The organism is Escherichia albertii (assembly GCF_028622335.1).
GTDB lineage: Bacteria > Pseudomonadota > Gammaproteobacteria > Enterobacterales > Enterobacteriaceae > Escherichia > Escherichia albertii.
Map to the genome: position 1 here is coordinate 2,030,974 of NZ_CP117568.1, position 14,547 is coordinate 2,045,520.

General features: G+C 49.9%; 12 protein-coding genes and 1 pseudogene. 4 read left to right on the forward strand and 9 right to left on the reverse strand.

What is annotated here, in order from left to right; genetic code table 11:
- Positions 1-110 precede the first annotated feature (110 nt).
- The 4 genes and pseudogenes from scpA (at position 111) to scpC (ending at position 5,542) form a co-directional block, all read left to right on the forward strand.
- A pseudogene (gene scpA / locus PS053_RS09875) lies at positions 111-2,254 on the forward strand (methylmalonyl-CoA mutase).
- Positions 2,247-3,242 (forward strand): methylmalonyl Co-A mutase-associated GTPase MeaB, encoded by a 996-nt coding sequence (gene meaB, locus PS053_RS09880; RefSeq protein ID WP_059228123.1) that lies wholly within the window; start codon positions 2,247-2,249, stop codon positions 3,240-3,242. Before scpA ends, meaB begins: the two are co-directional and overlap by 8 nt.
- A gap of 10 nt (positions 3,243-3,252) precedes the next feature.
- Complete coding sequence (gene scpB, locus PS053_RS09885; RefSeq protein WP_000122071.1) at positions 3,253-4,038, forward strand: methylmalonyl-CoA decarboxylase; 786 nt, start codon at positions 3,253-3,255, stop codon at positions 4,036-4,038.
- 25 nt (positions 4,039-4,063) lie between these two features.
- A complete protein-coding gene (gene scpC / locus PS053_RS09890; RefSeq protein WP_001027665.1) occupies positions 4,064-5,542 on the forward strand; it encodes a propionyl-CoA:succinate CoA transferase in 1,479 nt (492 codons plus the stop codon).
- Here scpC and srsR read toward each other — a convergent pair.
- From srsR to fumE, 9 genes are all read right to left on the reverse strand, one after another.
- Entirely contained in the window at positions 5,539-6,435 is an 897-nt protein-coding gene (gene srsR / locus PS053_RS09895; RefSeq protein ID WP_000350796.1) for a LysR family transcriptional regulator SrsR, read from the reverse strand. The genes scpC and srsR overlap by 4 nt on opposite strands.
- Before the next feature lie 170 nt (positions 6,436-6,605).
- Positions 6,606-7,331 carry an oxidative stress defense protein gene (locus PS053_RS09900; protein WP_000669821.1) on the reverse strand — a complete coding sequence of 242 codons (726 nt, stop codon included), beginning with the start codon at positions 7,329-7,331 and terminating at the stop codon, positions 6,606-6,608.
- Positions 7,332-7,424: 93 nt separating this feature from the next.
- Positions 7,425-8,060, reverse strand: coding sequence for an arginine exporter ArgO (argO, locus tag PS053_RS09905; RefSeq protein WP_256878854.1), 636 nt, complete (start codon positions 8,058-8,060; stop codon positions 7,425-7,427).
- A 138-nt stretch (positions 8,061-8,198) separates the two neighbouring features.
- A complete protein-coding gene (gene mscS / locus PS053_RS09910) occupies positions 8,199-9,059 on the reverse strand; it encodes a small-conductance mechanosensitive channel MscS (RefSeq protein WP_125060495.1) in 861 nt (286 codons plus the stop codon).
- Between the two features lie 525 nt (positions 9,060-9,584).
- Positions 9,585-10,664 carry a class II fructose-bisphosphate aldolase gene (gene fbaA, locus PS053_RS09920; RefSeq protein ID WP_000034391.1) on the reverse strand — a complete coding sequence of 360 codons (1,080 nt, stop codon included), beginning with the start codon at positions 10,662-10,664 and terminating at the stop codon, positions 9,585-9,587.
- Between the two features lie 142 nt (positions 10,665-10,806).
- Positions 10,807-11,970, reverse strand: a complete 1,164-nt coding sequence (gene pgk / locus PS053_RS09925) for a phosphoglycerate kinase (protein ID WP_000111269.1) — start codon at positions 11,968-11,970, stop codon at positions 10,807-10,809.
- A 48-nt stretch (positions 11,971-12,018) separates the two neighbouring features.
- Entirely contained in the window at positions 12,019-13,038 is a 1,020-nt protein-coding gene (epd, locus tag PS053_RS09930) for an erythrose-4-phosphate dehydrogenase (RefSeq protein ID WP_000218488.1), read from the reverse strand.
- A 284-nt stretch (positions 13,039-13,322) separates the two neighbouring features.
- Entirely contained in the window at positions 13,323-14,036 is a 714-nt protein-coding gene (locus PS053_RS09935) for a nucleoside/nucleotide kinase family protein (protein ID WP_256878853.1), read from the reverse strand.
- Positions 14,033-14,542 (reverse strand): fumarase E, encoded by a 510-nt coding sequence (gene fumE, locus PS053_RS09940; RefSeq protein WP_000224131.1) that lies wholly within the window; start codon positions 14,540-14,542, stop codon positions 14,033-14,035. Before fumE ends, PS053_RS09935 begins: the two co-directional genes overlap by 4 nt.
- Between the last annotated feature and the right edge of the window lie 5 nt (positions 14,543-14,547).

The following is a 14,547-nucleotide window of genomic DNA, read 5'->3' on the forward strand; positions in this document are numbered from 1 at the left end:
CGGCAAAAAACGACGCCTCAATGCATTTTTTTTGCTGGCGACAAATCAGCGTAAAAAGTTCACCGTAAGCGCAAATACCCTCATTTTTATTGCGTTTTATGGAGCAGATAATGTCTAACGTGCAGGAGTGGCAACAGCTTGCCAACAAGGAATTGAGCCGTCGGGAGAAAACCGTCGACTCGCTGGTGAAGCAAACCGCGGAAGGGATCGCCATCAAGCCGCTGTATACCGAAGCCGATCTCGACAATCTGGAAGTGACCGGTACTCTTCCTGGTTCGCCGCCCTACGTGCGTGGTCCTCGCGCAACCATGTATACCGCCCAACCGTGGACTATCCGTCAATATGCGGTTTCTCCACCGCAAAAGAGTCCAACGCCTTTTATCGTCGTAACCTCGCCGCCGGGCAAAAAGGACTTTCCGTTGCATTTGACCTGGCAACTCACCGTGGCTACGACTCTGATAATCCACGCGTCGCGGGCGACGTCGGTAAAGCGGGCGTCGCAATCGACACGGTGGAAGATATGAAGGTGCTGTTCGACCAGATCCCGCTGGATAAAATGTCAGTTTCGATGACCATGAACGGTGCAGTCCTGCCGGTGTTGGCGTTTTATATCGTTGCCGCCGAAGAACAAGGCGTTACGCCCGAAAAACTGACTGGCACCATTCAGAACGATATCCTGAAAGAATATCTCTGTCGCAATACCTACATTTATCCGCCAAAACCGTCCATGCGCATTATCGCCGACATCATCGCCTGGTGTTCCGGTAACATGCCGCGCTTTAATACCATCAGTATTAGCGGCTACCACATGGGAGAAGCGGGCGCGAACTGCGTACAGCAGGTCGCGTTTACCCTTGCCGATGGCATTGAATACATCAAAGCAGCAATCTCCGCTGGGCTGAAGATTGATGACTTCGCACCGCGTCTGTCATTCTTTTTTGGCATTGGCATGGATCTGTTTATGAATGTCGCTATGCTGCGCGCGGCACGTTATTTGTGGAGTGAAGCGGTCAGCGGATTCGGCGCCCAGGACCCGAAATCGCTGGCGCTGCGCACCCATTGTCAGACCTCCGGCTGGAGTCTGACTGAACAGGATCCGTATAACAACGTCATCCGCACAACCATTGAAGCGCTGGCGGCCACTCTGGGCGGAACGCAATCGCTACATACTAACGCATTTGATGAAGCGCTTGGTCTGCCCACCGATTTCTCGGCACGCATTGCCCGCAACACGCAGATCATCATTCAGGAAGAGTCAGAAATCTGTCGCACAGTCGATCCTCTGGCCGGTTCTTATTACATCGAATCACTGACCGATCAGATCGTGAAACAAGCCAGATCCATCATTCAGCAGATCGATGAAGCAGGCGGGATGGCGAAAGCGATCGAAGCCGGTTTACCAAAACGAATGATCGAAGAAGCATCCGCGCGCGAGCAGTCGCTTATCGATCAGGGCAAGCGTGTGATCGTTGGCGTTAACAAGTACAAACTGGATCACGAAGACGAAACTGATGTACTTGAGATCGACAACGTAATGGTGCGTAACGAGCAAATTGCTTCACTGGAACGCATTCGCGCCGCCCGTGATGATGCAGCAGTAACAGCCGCTCTGAACACCCTGACTCACGCAGCACAGCATAATGAAAACCTGTTGGCAGCCGCCGTTAACGCCGCGCGTGTTCGTGCGACGCTGGGCGAAATCTCCGATGCGCTGGAAGCCGCATTTGACCGTTATCTGGTACCGAGCCAGTGTGTTACTGGCGTGATTGCGCAAAGCTACCATCAGTCCGATAAATCAGCCGCCGAATTCGACGCTATCGTTGCGCAAACAAACCAGTTCCTCACCGAAAACGGTCGCCGTCCCCGTATTCTGATCGCCAAAATGGGCCAGGATGGACACGATCGCGGAGCAAAAGTGATCGCCAGCGCCTACTCCGATCTCGGTTTTGATGTCGATTTAAGCCCTATGTTCTCAACACCGGAAGAGATCGCTCGTCTGGCAGTGGAAAACGACGTTCATGTCGTTGGCGCATCCTCACTGGCGGCGGGTCATAAAACGTTGATACCAGAACTGGTTACAGCATTGAAGAAATGGGGACGTGAAGACATCTGCGTGGTTGCCGGCGGCGTTATTCCGCCGCAGGATTATGCCTTCTTGCAAGAGCGCGGCGTGGCAGCGATCTATGGTCCTGGCACCCCCATGCTCGACAGCGTGCGCGATGTGCTGACCCGCATCAGTCAACATCATGATTAATGAAGCCTCGCTTGCAGACAGTATCCGGCGCTTACGTTTGGGTGAGCGCACCACGCTCGCCCAGGCAATGACCCTGGTGGAAAGCCGTCATCCTCGTCATCAGGCGCTCAGCACCCGATTGCTTGACGCCATCATGCCATTTTGCGGTAACGCCCTCCGGCTGGGCGTTACCGGCACGCCAGGCGCAGGGAAAAGTACCTTTCTTGAAACTTTTGGCATGTTGCTAATTCGCCAGGGATTAAAAGTTGCGATTATCGCCGTTGATCCCAGCAGCCCGGTCACAGGTGGCAGCATTCTCGGGGATAAAACCAGAATGACTGAACTGGCGCGTTCCGATGCAGCATTTATTCGCCCGGTTCCTTCAGCCTGTCACCTTGGCGGCGCCAGCCAGCGGGCCCAGGAGTTAATGCTGTTATGTGAAGCGGCGGGTTATGACGTGGTGATTATCGAAACGGTCGGCGTCGGTCAGTCAGAAACGGAAGTGGCCCGCATGGTGGACTGTTTTATCTCACTGCAAATTGCCGGCGGCGGCGACGATCTACAGGGTATCAAAAAGGGGCTGATGGAAATGGCGGATCTGATCGTCATTAACAAAGACGATGGAGATAACCATGCGAATGTCGCCATTGCCCGCCATATGTATGAGAGCGCCCTGCATATTATGCGTCGCAAATACGATGAATGGCAGCCACGGGTCCTCACCTGTAGCGCGCTGGAAAAACACGGTATTGATGAGATCTGGCGCACAATCATTGATTTCAAAACAGCGCTCACTGCCAGTGGCCGTTTGCAGCAGGTACGGCAGCAACAATCGGTGGAATGGCTACGTAAGCAAACCGAAGAAGAAGTGCTGCACCACCTGTTCGCTAATGAAGATTTCAGTCGCTATTACCACCAGACATTGTTAGCGGTCAAAAACAATACGCTTTCGCCACGCACCGGCCTGCGACAGCTCAGTGAATTTATTCAGACGCAGTATTTTGATTAAGGGAATTTGTATGTCTTATCAGTATGTTAATGTTGTCACTATCAACAAAGTTGCGATCATTGAGTTCAACTATACCCGCAAACTCAATGCGTTAAGTAAAGTATTTATTGATGACCTGATTCAGGCGTTAAGCGATCTTAACCGACCAGAAATCCGTTGTATTATCCTGCGAGCGCCGAGTGGATCGAAAGTTTTCTCCGCAGGCCATGATATTCATGAACTGCCATCAGGCGGTCGCGATCCTCTCTCCTACGACGATCCGCTGCGCCAGATCACCCGCATGATCCAGAAATTCCCGAAGCCAATCATTTCGATGGTCGAAGGCAGCGTCTGGGGGGGCGCGTTTGAAATGATCATGAGCTCAGATCTGATCATCGCCGCCAGTTCTTCGACCTTCTCAATGACGCCGGTCAACCTGGGCGTACCATATAACCTGGTTGGCATTCACAACCTGACCCGCGATGCAGGTTTCCACATCGTCAAAGAGCTGATTTTTACCGCTTCGCCTATCACCGCTCAGCGCGCGCTGGCCGTCGGCATTCTCAACCACGTTGTTGACGTCGAAGAACTGGAAGACTTCACCTTACAAATGGCACATCACATTTCGGAAAAAGCGCCACTGGCGATTGCGGTAATTAAAGAAGAACTGCGCGTACTTGGCGAAGCACACACCATGAATTCAGATGAATTCGAACGTATTCAGGGTATGCGACGCGCCGTTTATGACAGCGATGATTATCAGGAAGGTATGAATGCATTCCTGGAAAAACGTAAACCTAATTTCGTCGGCCATTAATGGCCTGCGAACGAAGGAGTAAAGGATGAATATTTCCTGGACAAGGATGAGCGCCGATGAAGCGGCGGAAATTATCCAGCATAACGATATGGTGGCATTCAGCGGTTTTACTCCCGCAGGTTCACCAAAGGCTCTGCCTGTCGCTATTGCCCGTCGCGCCAGCGAACAACATGAAGCGAAGAAACCGTATCAAATTCGCTTGCTGACCGGGGCATCGATTAGCGCCGCCGCTGACGATGTTCTCTCTGAAGCCGATGCAGTCTCATGGCGCGCGCCGTATCAAACATCGTCGGGTTTGCGTAAGAAAATCAATCAGGGATCGGTGAGCTTTGTTGATCTGCATTTGAGTGAAGTGGCACAAATGGTCAATTACGGTTTCTTCGGCGAGATTGATATTGCGGTAATTGAAGCGTCTGCGATAGCGCCGGATGGTCGAGTCTGGTTAACCAGCGGGATTGGTAATGCCCCGACCTGGTTATTGCGAGCGAAGAAAGTGATCATTGAACTCAATCACTATCACGATCCGCGTGTCGCCGAACTGGCCGATATTGTGACTCCCGGCGCCCCTCCACGCCGCAATAGCGTTCCGATCTTTCATGCGATGGATCGCGTTGGCACTCGCTATGTGCAAATTGATCCGAAAAAAATTGTCGCTGTCGTGGAAACCAACCTCCCCGATGCCGGTAACGTACTCGATAAGCAGAACCCTATTTGTCAGCAAATCGCCGACAATGTAGTGACCTTTTTGCTGAATGAGATGGCAAACGGACGCATTCCACCAGAGTTTCTACCGCTGCAAAGCGGAGTAGGTAACATCAATAACGCAGTAATGGCGAGGTTGGGCGAAAACCCGGATATTCCTTCATTTATGATGTATTCGGAAGTACTACAGGAATCTGTCGTGCATCTGTTAGAAACCGGAAAAGTTACCGGCGCCAGTGCTTCAAGTCTGACGGTTTCTGCCGATTCACTGCGCAAGATTTACGACAATATGGACTATTTCGCCAGTCGCATTGTGCTGCGACCACAGGAAATTTCCAATAATCCAGAAATTATCCGCCGTCTTGGCGTTATCGCCCTGAACGTCGGCCTGGAGTTTGATATCTACGGGCACGCCAACTCCACGCACGTTGCCGGCGTTGATTTGATGAATGGTATCGGCGGAAGCGGTGATTTCGAACGTAACGCTTATCTGTCGATCTTTATGGCGCCATCTATTGCTAAAGAGGGTAAGATCTCAACCGTTGTGCCAATGTGCAGTCATGTCGATCACAGCGAACACAGTGTGAAAGTGATCATCACGGAGCAAGGGATCGCCGATCTTCGCGGCCTGTCTCCACTTCAACGCGCCCGTTCTATTATTGATAACTGCGCTCACCCCATGTACCGGGATTATCTGCATCGCTATCTGGAAAATGCGCCAGGCGGTCATATTCATCACGATCTAAACCATGTTTTCGATCTACACCGCAATCTGATCGAAACCGGCTCAATGTTGGGTTAATTGCTCGTACCGTCACGATCTTCAGCAATATATTGAAGCATCGTGGCGGTATATCGATGATTTCTAATCGAATAAAGATATTCCTGCATATACATTGGCGTATGCGGCGCATCAAAATATTTCAGCTTTGCCGGATTTACCAGGCGCCAGGCAAAATGCGGGATCACCGTAAGGAAATGTCCACGCTCTACGGCGCTGATTTTGGCCATAAAACTGTATGGACGATAAATAATGGTTGGATTGATCCCACAAGGGCGCATGTTCGCATCAATCATCGCTTCAAAGTTCGCCCGGTTCTGAAAGCGCATCTGTAACCAGGGCAACTCCTGTAGCAGTTCCTGTTCTTGTCGCTCTTCATAACGGCGAGAAACAAGAAAGCCCAGTCGTAGCGGCGGCAATTCGCTGATCGCCAGATTTTCCAGGTCCTGCACGCGAGCGGAGACGTGCTGTGGGGAGATAATAAAATCAAGCTGGCGATCAAAAAGGTTGTCGATAACGCCATTTTCACTGAACTCAATCGGCTGTGCTGTCACTCCTTCATACTTATCGCCGAGGCTGATTAGCTGATCAAAAATAATTGTCGGATAAGTATTATCGATACCAATCACAATTTCACGTGAACGACGCCCTGAGTTATGGATCTCATTATCAATAGCAGAAAGCCGTTGATAAACAGGAAAAAGTTTTTGATAAAGTTCCTGCCCTGCTTTGTTGAGGCTAATATTATTATCTTTGCGGGTAAACAGTGTATAACCAATTTGCTCTTCCAGAGCGGCAATACTTTTGCCAAATGGCGAGGCAGTCATATGTATTTTTTCTGCTGCCCTGGCAATATTATTAGTTTGCGCTAATAAAATAAAATTGCGCATCTTTTTCGAAATAAAAATATCCATACCTGCTCTCCACCGACATCCCTATCCGCTTAACCGTTTCAGTAAGCCTATCCTTAATAAAATCACGGACAAAGATAGGTGATTGCGTCATGGTTTTACAGAAACTTACAGAAAAAGAAGGCAATATCAGGTGAAGATATTAGCCCGACGAATGAGTCGGGCTGGATGTATTATTTTGCTGGTTGTTGATCAACAGGTTCTAACTGGAAGACGACATCGACCTGATCATCAAACTGAATTGCAGCCTGCTCATAGGTTTCCTGAGAAGAAACCGGGGCGGCATCCGCTTTCATCATCCGTACCATTGGGCTTGGTTGATAGTTTGAAACATGGTAGCGCACACTGTAAACCGGCCCCAATTTGCGATTAAAACCGGCAGCCAGCTCCTGCGCCTGATGAATCGCATCATCGATCGCCGCTTTGCGCGCTTTATCTTTATAAGAATCCGGCTGTGCCACGCCTAACGAAACAGAACGAATCTCGTTAAGCCCGGCCTTCAGCGCACCATCCAACAAAGAATTTAGTTTGTCTAACTGACGCAACGTCACTTCTACCGTTCTCACAGCCCGGTAACCTTTCAGAATACTTTTACCGTCCTGGTAATCGTAATCTGGCTGGGTCCGTAAATTCGCAGAACGAATATCCTTTTTGGCTATCTGATTGAGTTCAAGGAAAGAGATATATTGCGCAACGCGTTCATCCGCCTGTTTCTTAGCTGTAGCAGCATCCTTCGCAGCCACGTTAACTTCAATAGCAAGAGTGGCGATATCTGGCACCGCATCGACACTTGCCGTACCGGAGGTAACAATATGCGGTCCATCCGGCAATTCGTTAGCTTGCACCGCCATCCCGCTAAAACCCATCAATGCCGCCAGGGCGATAACTTTGAACTTCACGTTAGTCTCTCCGTGTTAATTGACTTGCCCACAATTTCAGGACCTCTGGATGCAAGCTTAGCGGTTCTGTTTTAATTTTCCATCAGATAGCGCCTAACTGAATAAGGCTTGTACATGAGCAATGCCATCTTTCGCCAGTTGCAGGGCGATAAACCACATCACACCACCCACAATAATATTGATAATACGCTGTGCATTGGCAGTCCGCAGACGCGGCGCCAACCAGGCTGCTAACAACGCCAGGCCAAAAAACCACAGAAAAGAAGCACTAATCGTACCAAGTGCAAACCAGCGTTTTGGCTCCGGGGCCAGCTGCCCACCCAGGCTGCCCAATACCACAAAGGTATCCAGATAAACATGCGGATTCAGCCAGGTGACTGCCAACATAGTGGCGATAATTTTCCATCGTCCCTGCTTCATCATCCCGGCACTGACTAGCTCAGTATTGCTGCTCATTGCGTTTTTAAAAGCACCAAAACCATACCACAGCAAAAAGGCAACGCCGCCCCAGGTCACCAGCGCCAGCAGCCATGGCGACTGCATGAGTAACGCACTACCGCCAAAAACACCGGCGTAAATAAGCAGCAAATCGCTGAGTGCACAAAGCAAGGCCGTCATAATATGGTATTGGCGACGAATCCCCTGGTTCATTACAAACGCATTTTGTGGGCCAATCGGCAGGATCATTGCAGCACCAAGAGCAAGCCCTTGAAAATAATAAGATATCACGTTAATTATTCCGATTTAATTATCTGACGCGGAGACTATAGCGCGGGAATAACATTAGTAGAAATTGATAATATTAATTGGCAATCAGAATAACTAATAAGAGAGAGGCCAGATAAAATTATCTGGCCTCAGCGTTGATTATGCCGCTTTGTTCTCTTTTACCCGCTTAAAGTTCACATCCATTTGCGGATACGGGAAGCTGATACCTGCGGCATCAAACTCGCGTTTAATACGCTCCAGAACGTCCCAGTAAACATTTTGTAGATCGCCGCTTTTGCTCCAGACACGAACGATAAAATTAATCGAAGATGCGCCAAGTTCATGCAAGCGAACAGTCATTTCACGATCTTTCAAAATACGATCGTCGGACTGAATAATATTGGTCAGGATCTGCTTAACCTGATCGATATCAGAATCATATGCCACGCCAATAATAAACTCGTTACGGCGCGCTGGCTCGCGAGAGAAGTTAATAATATTACCAGCAATAATTTTCCCGTTCGGAATAACGATAATTTTACCGTCTGCGGTGCGCATGGTGGTGGAGAAAATCTGCACACTCAGCACAGTACCCGCAACCCCGCCGAGATCAACATATTCGCCGGCACGGAACGGGCGGAACAGTACCAGCAATACGCCAGCGGCCAGGTTGGACAAAGACCCCTGCAAGGCCAGACCAACGGCTAAACCTGCGGCGCCCAGAACAGCAATAATCGATGCCGTTTGTACGCCCACGCGACCCAGTGCTGCGATTAGCGTAAAGGCAATAATCGCATAACGAACTAATGCAGAAAGAAAATCAGCAACAGTGACATCGATTTTACGGGAGATCATCAGGCGATTCACCGCGTTGGAGAAAACCCTCGCCACAATCAAACCAATGATGATAATCGCGAGTGCCGCCACGATGTTTACAGCATAGCTTAACAGCAGTGCCTGGTTATTCACCAACCAGTTCCCTGCGTCGTTTATGCTATCGACAACATTCAAATCTTCCATTCAATATTCCTTTTCAACTGACTCAAAATGGAGAAAAACTCCGCCGCCATATGGCGGACAGTCAGACAAGGGTAAACAAAAAATAATAATTTTGCCAAATAGATCACAGATTTCCCCTATCCATCACCTTGCTTTTGGCGAAAAAAAGCCCTGCGGAGCGGGTTCTCAGACAGATGACAATGTGCGCTTTGTCATGCCGGATGCGGCGTAAACGCCTTATCCGGCCTACAAAAACATGAAAATTCAAGATATTGCAGGATACGTGTAGGCCTGATAAGCACAACGCATCAGGCAATTTTTCTTTTGGCGAAAAAAGACCCGCTGAGCGGGTTCTCAGACAGATGACAATGTGCGCTTTGTCATGCCGGATGCGGCGTAAACGCCTTATCCGGCCTACAAAAACATGAAAATTCAAGATATTGCAGGATACGTGTAGGCCTGATAAGCACAGCGCATCAGGCAATTTTTCTTCTGGCGAAAAAAAGACCCGCAGAGCGGGCCTTGAGATAAGCAGAAAGGAATATCTTACAGAACGTCGATTGCGTTCAGTTCCTGGAATGCTTTTTCCAGACGAGCAATCATTGAAGTCTGGCCGGCACGCAGCCATACGCGCGGATCGTAGTATTTCTTGTTCGGCTGATCTTCGCCTTTCGGGTTGCCCAGCTGCCCCTGCAGGTAAGCTTCGTTCGCTTTGTAGTAGTTCAGAACGCCTTCCCAGGTTGCCCATTGGGTATCGGTATCGATGTTCATTTTAACTACGCCGTAGCTTACGGAGTCTTTGATTTCCTGAGCAGTAGAACCGGAACCGCCGTGGAATACGAAGTTCAGGCTGTTGTGCGGCAGGTTGTGTTTCTTAGAAACATATTCCTGAGAGTCGCGCAGGATGGTCGGAGTCAGAACCACGTTACCCGGCTTGTAAACACCGTGTACGTTACCGAAGGAAGCTGCGATGGTGAAACGCGGGCTGATTTTGCTCAGCTCGGTGTATGCGTAATCAACGTCTTCCGGCTGGGTGTACAGTGCAGAAGCGTCCATGTGGCTGTTGTCCACGCCGTCTTCTTCACCACCGGTGCAACCCAGTTCGATTTCCAGAGTCATGCCGATTTTGGACATGCGCGCCAGGTATTTAGAGCAGATTTCGATGTTTTCGTGCAGAGACTCTTCAGACAGGTCGATCATGTGAGAAGAGAACAGCGGTTTACCGGTAGCAGCGAAATGTTTTTCACCCGCGTCCAGCAGACCGTCGATCCACGGCAGCAGTTTCTTCGCACAGTGGTCAGTATGCAGGATAACCGGAACACCATAGTGTTCAGCCATCTGGTGAACGTGATGCGCACCAGAGATCGCACCCAGGATAGCAGCACCCTGCGGAACGTCAGATTTCACGCCTTTACCAGCGATAAAGGAAGCACCACCGTTGGAGAACTGAACGATAACCGGCGCTCTAACTTTAGCAGCGGTTTCCAGTACGGCGTTGATGGAGTCAGTACCGACGCAGTTTACTGCTGGCAGTGCGAAGTTGTTTTCTTTTGCTACCTGGAAAACTTTCTGTACGTCATCACCAGTGATTACGCCAGGTTTTACGAAATCAAAAATCTTAGACATGTCTCTTGTCCTGTATCGTCGGGCCTTATACTCCTCATACTTCAAGTTGTATGTGCTGCGTCTTGAATTATTTAGAGTATGAAAAATTGCGTGCTACATGAGCGCGCTGCAACAAGGGCAGGTTTCCCTGCCCTGTGATTTTTTACTTCTTAGCGCGCTCTTCGAGCATCGCTACTGCAGGCAGTACTTTACCTTCCACGAATTCGAGGAATGCGCCGCCGCCAGTGGAGATGTAGGAAATTTTGTCAGCAATGCCGAACAGATCGATTGCTGCCAGAGTGTCACCGCCGCCAGCGATGGAGAACGCTTCGCTGTCTGCGATAGCGTTAGCCACAATTTCAGTCCCTTTACGGAAGTTCGGGAATTCGAACACACCAACCGGACCGTTCCACAGAATGGTTTTCGCATTCTTCAGGATTTCAGCCAGTTCCTGTGCGGAAGCATCGCCGATATCCAGGATCTGCTCGTCAGCTTTCACGTCGTTAACCGATTTCAGGGTAGCCGGAGCGGTTTCAGAGAATTCAGTTGCTACGCGAACATCAGAAGGAACCGGGATGTTGCAGGTGGTCAGCAGACGTTTAGCTTCGTCAACCAGGTCAGCTTCGTACAGGGATTTACCCACATCGTGGCCTTGTGCCGCGATAAAGGTGTTAGCAATACCACCACCAACGATCAGTTGGTCAGCGATTTTAGACAGGGAGTCCAGAACGGTCAGTTTGGTAGAAACTTTAGAACCACCAACGATAGCCACCATCGGGCGAGCTGGTTCTTTCAGTGCTTTACCCAGCGCGTCCAGTTCAGCCGCCAGCAGCGGGCCTGCACATGCAACGTCAGCAAATTTACCGATACCGTGCGTAGAAGCCTGAGCGCGGTGAGCTGTACCGAATGCATCCATTACGAACACGTCACACAGTGCAGCGTATTTTTTGGACAGGGTTTCGTCGTCTTTCTTCTCGCCTTTGTTGAAGCGAACGTTTTCCAGAACAACCAGTTCACCTTCAGCAACATCAACGCCGTCGAGGTAATCTTTGACCAGACGAACCGGATTAGACAGTTTATCTTTCAGGTAGTTAACAACCGGCAGCAGAGAGAATTCTTCGTTGTACTCGCCTTCGGTAGGACGACCCAGGTGGGAAGTTACCATCACTTTTGCGCCTTGTTTCAGGGCCAGTTCGATGGTCGGCAGAGAAGCACGGATACGCGCATCGCTGGTTACTTTCCCGTCTTTTACTGGTACGTTCAGATCCGCACGGATAAATACACGTTTCCCAGCAAGATCCAGATCGGTCATCTTAATTACAGACATGGTGAATCCTCTCGTTGATTCTAAAAGTTTTGCAGACGCGCACGCGTCTTACCTGAAGGCAACAGCGGTCATCGCTAACGTCGTGTCAAGCATTCGGTTAGCAAAGCCCCATTCGTTATCGCACCAGACCAACGTTTTGATCAGATGTGCGCCACTGACCCGGGTTTGGGTGCCATCGACAATGGCACTGTGCGGATCGTGGTTAAAATCTACAGAGACCAACGGCAATTCCGTATAGTCAACTATACCATGAAATGCACCTTGTGCTGCTTTTTGCAGCAATCGGTTGACTTCATTGGCTTTTACCGGTTTCTTCACCGTTACGCTTAAATCGATTGCCGTCACGTTGATGGTCGGCACACGTACCGCAATCGCCTCAAAGCGATCGTTAAACTGCGGAAAAAATCGTGTGATACCGGCGGCCAGTTTTGTATCGACCGGAATGATCGACTGGCTGGCAGCCCGGGTGCGGCGCAGGTCAGGATGGTACGCATCAATAACCTGTTGATCGTGCATGGCGGAGTGAATTGTGGTCACAGTGCCAGATTCAATACCGTACGCATCATCTAACAATTTGATGACGGGAATTATGCAATTCGTGGTACAGGAGGCATTAGAAACGATGCGGTGTTCCGCCCGAAGTTGATCCTGATTGACGCCATAAACAACAGTTGCGTCGAGATCATTACTGCCAGGATGTGAAAAGAGCACTTTTTTGGCCCCGGCGGCAATGTGTGCTTCGCCATGCTCGCGGGTGCCATATACGCCGGTACAGTCAAGGACCACATCAACGCCAAGTTCACGCCAGGGCAGCGATTGCAGTGAACGTTCATGCAATACGCGGATGGCGTCACCACCAACAAAAAGCTGATCGCGTTCCTGGCGAACTTCCCAGGCAAAACGGCCATGGCTGGTGTCGTATTTCAACAAATGCGCCATGCCCGCAGCATCCGCCAGTTCGTTGATTGCCACCACGGTAATTTCCGCCCGACGTCCTGATTCATACAAAGCACGAACCACATTACGCCCGATGCGACCGAAGCCATTTATCGCTACGCGTACGGTCATAGATCTCCTGCAAGGCTTTCCCTGAGCAAATTTGCCAGACAGAGTAATCCAGCAAATCGTCCGGGGAAACCTTACCTGTCGCAAACTGCGACTGATTGGTTAATTGTCGAACATTTAATCGACTGAAACGCTTCAGCTAGAATAAGCGAAACGTGGAATAAAAGGAATGATTGTCCAGTCAAAGAAGACAATTATCTGACTTACGTCACATTTTTCCTCTCTGTCAAACAAGAATTTATTCCAATACGGCGTAATAATAACTATGCAATAACTGGAATAAATCATTAGGATGCGAAGCAATATCTACCTTCTTCAGTCATCTCTAGTATCAGATTGGCTCTACGGCTATTCATCAATACACGCTCGACATTGGGACCATCGGTTCGGGCATAAAAAGCTTCCGCTTCTTCCCGCGATAATCCCCCGGCAATTTTACGACTAATCAAGCGTTCCCGCAGAATTTGAGCTGGTGCATGAATAAAAATAGAAAAATCGCAGAAGGATGCCAACACCTGCCACTTTTCATCGTCCAGCAACAACCAGTTTCCTTCGACGATGACGAGAGATGCGGTAACGTGCAATGCATCTTCTACCGGATCGTGCTTTTGTCGATCATACTGCGGCCACGTACAATCCCCTTCCACTGCCCGGCGCAGATTTTCCGCCAGTTTCGCCACATCGAATGTCTCTGGCGCGCCTTTGAAGGGGCGTAATTGGTGCGCATCCAGCCAGCCGTTGTAATGGTGAAACCCATCCATCGGTAGCGTCTGGATAGTGGGTAATTCAGGGTCTTGTTGCGCGAGATATTCCCAGAAGGTGGTTAGGGTAGATTTACCCGTCCCCGGCGGAGCGCAAAGAAAAACCACCGTACGCCGCTGCGGATTTACCGCCTGTAAGGCCGCCAGCATACGCAGTAGCGGTTTATGAACATTCTCAATTTCATCATCAGAGTACTGCGCCTGTACCTTTAGTCCATTCACCGTCAGTTCGATTTTCACGGCGTTAATTCCTTTAAGGTGGTCGTTACTGCCAGCGTCAGCGCCGTTTTGACCATCCCGCTAAAACGCGCCTCTGACCAGACGGCGAAATCGGCGAACTTCATCGCTTTCAACGCGTCATAGAGCGTCGCATTGCGGGTTATGCTATTGACGTTGCTGATAAAATCCCAGGTCATGTCATCGGCAAATCCGGGCGTTTCATCCTGTTCGTTCAGGTAATGCCAGAACTGGGAAAAATGCGTGATATCGGCGTACAGCCATTTATCCATTTTCCCCAGCGCATAAATCAAACGCAGCGCAACATCAATATCGTCAAGTGGGCCACTTTGGGCGAGTAGCGGCTTCACTGCATATTCCACGATCTCTTCATCGTTATCGACAAACAGCGACGGCAGAAACTGGCGTATCCCCTGGAGCAAAATAGAATGCGCAGTTTTCATAAATGAAAATAAATTGTCCTGTGCATCCAGTTGCTCAAGCACATCATCTTCTGTCAGCGTCGCCATTGGTC

Excerpts from the sequence above, each read along its gene's own strand:
- scpC (WP_001027665.1), top strand. The coding sequence starts at position 4,064 with ATGAATATTTCCTGGACAAGGATGAGCGCCGATGAAGCGGCGGAAATT.
- scpB (WP_000122071.1), top strand. The coding sequence starts at position 3,253 with ATGTCTTATCAGTATGTTAATGTTGTCACTATCAACAAAGTTGCGATC.
- pgk (WP_000111269.1), bottom strand. The coding sequence starts at position 11,970 with ATGTCTGTAATTAAGATGACCGATCTGGATCTTGCTGGGAAACGTGTA.
- srsR (WP_000350796.1), bottom strand. The coding sequence starts at position 6,435 with ATGGATATTTTTATTTCGAAAAAGATGCGCAATTTTATTTTATTAGCG.
- epd (WP_000218488.1), bottom strand. The coding sequence starts at position 13,038 with ATGACCGTACGCGTAGCGATAAATGGCTTCGGTCGCATCGGGCGTAAT.
- meaB (WP_059228123.1), top strand. The coding sequence starts at position 2,247 with ATGATTAATGAAGCCTCGCTTGCAGACAGTATCCGGCGCTTACGTTTG.
- fumE (WP_000224131.1), bottom strand. The coding sequence starts at position 14,542 with ATGGCGACGCTGACAGAAGATGATGTGCTTGAGCAACTGGATGCACAG.
- fbaA (WP_000034391.1), bottom strand. The coding sequence starts at position 10,664 with ATGTCTAAGATTTTTGATTTCGTAAAACCTGGCGTAATCACTGGTGAT.
- mscS (WP_125060495.1), bottom strand. The coding sequence starts at position 9,059 with ATGGAAGATTTGAATGTTGTCGATAGCATAAACGACGCAGGGAACTGG.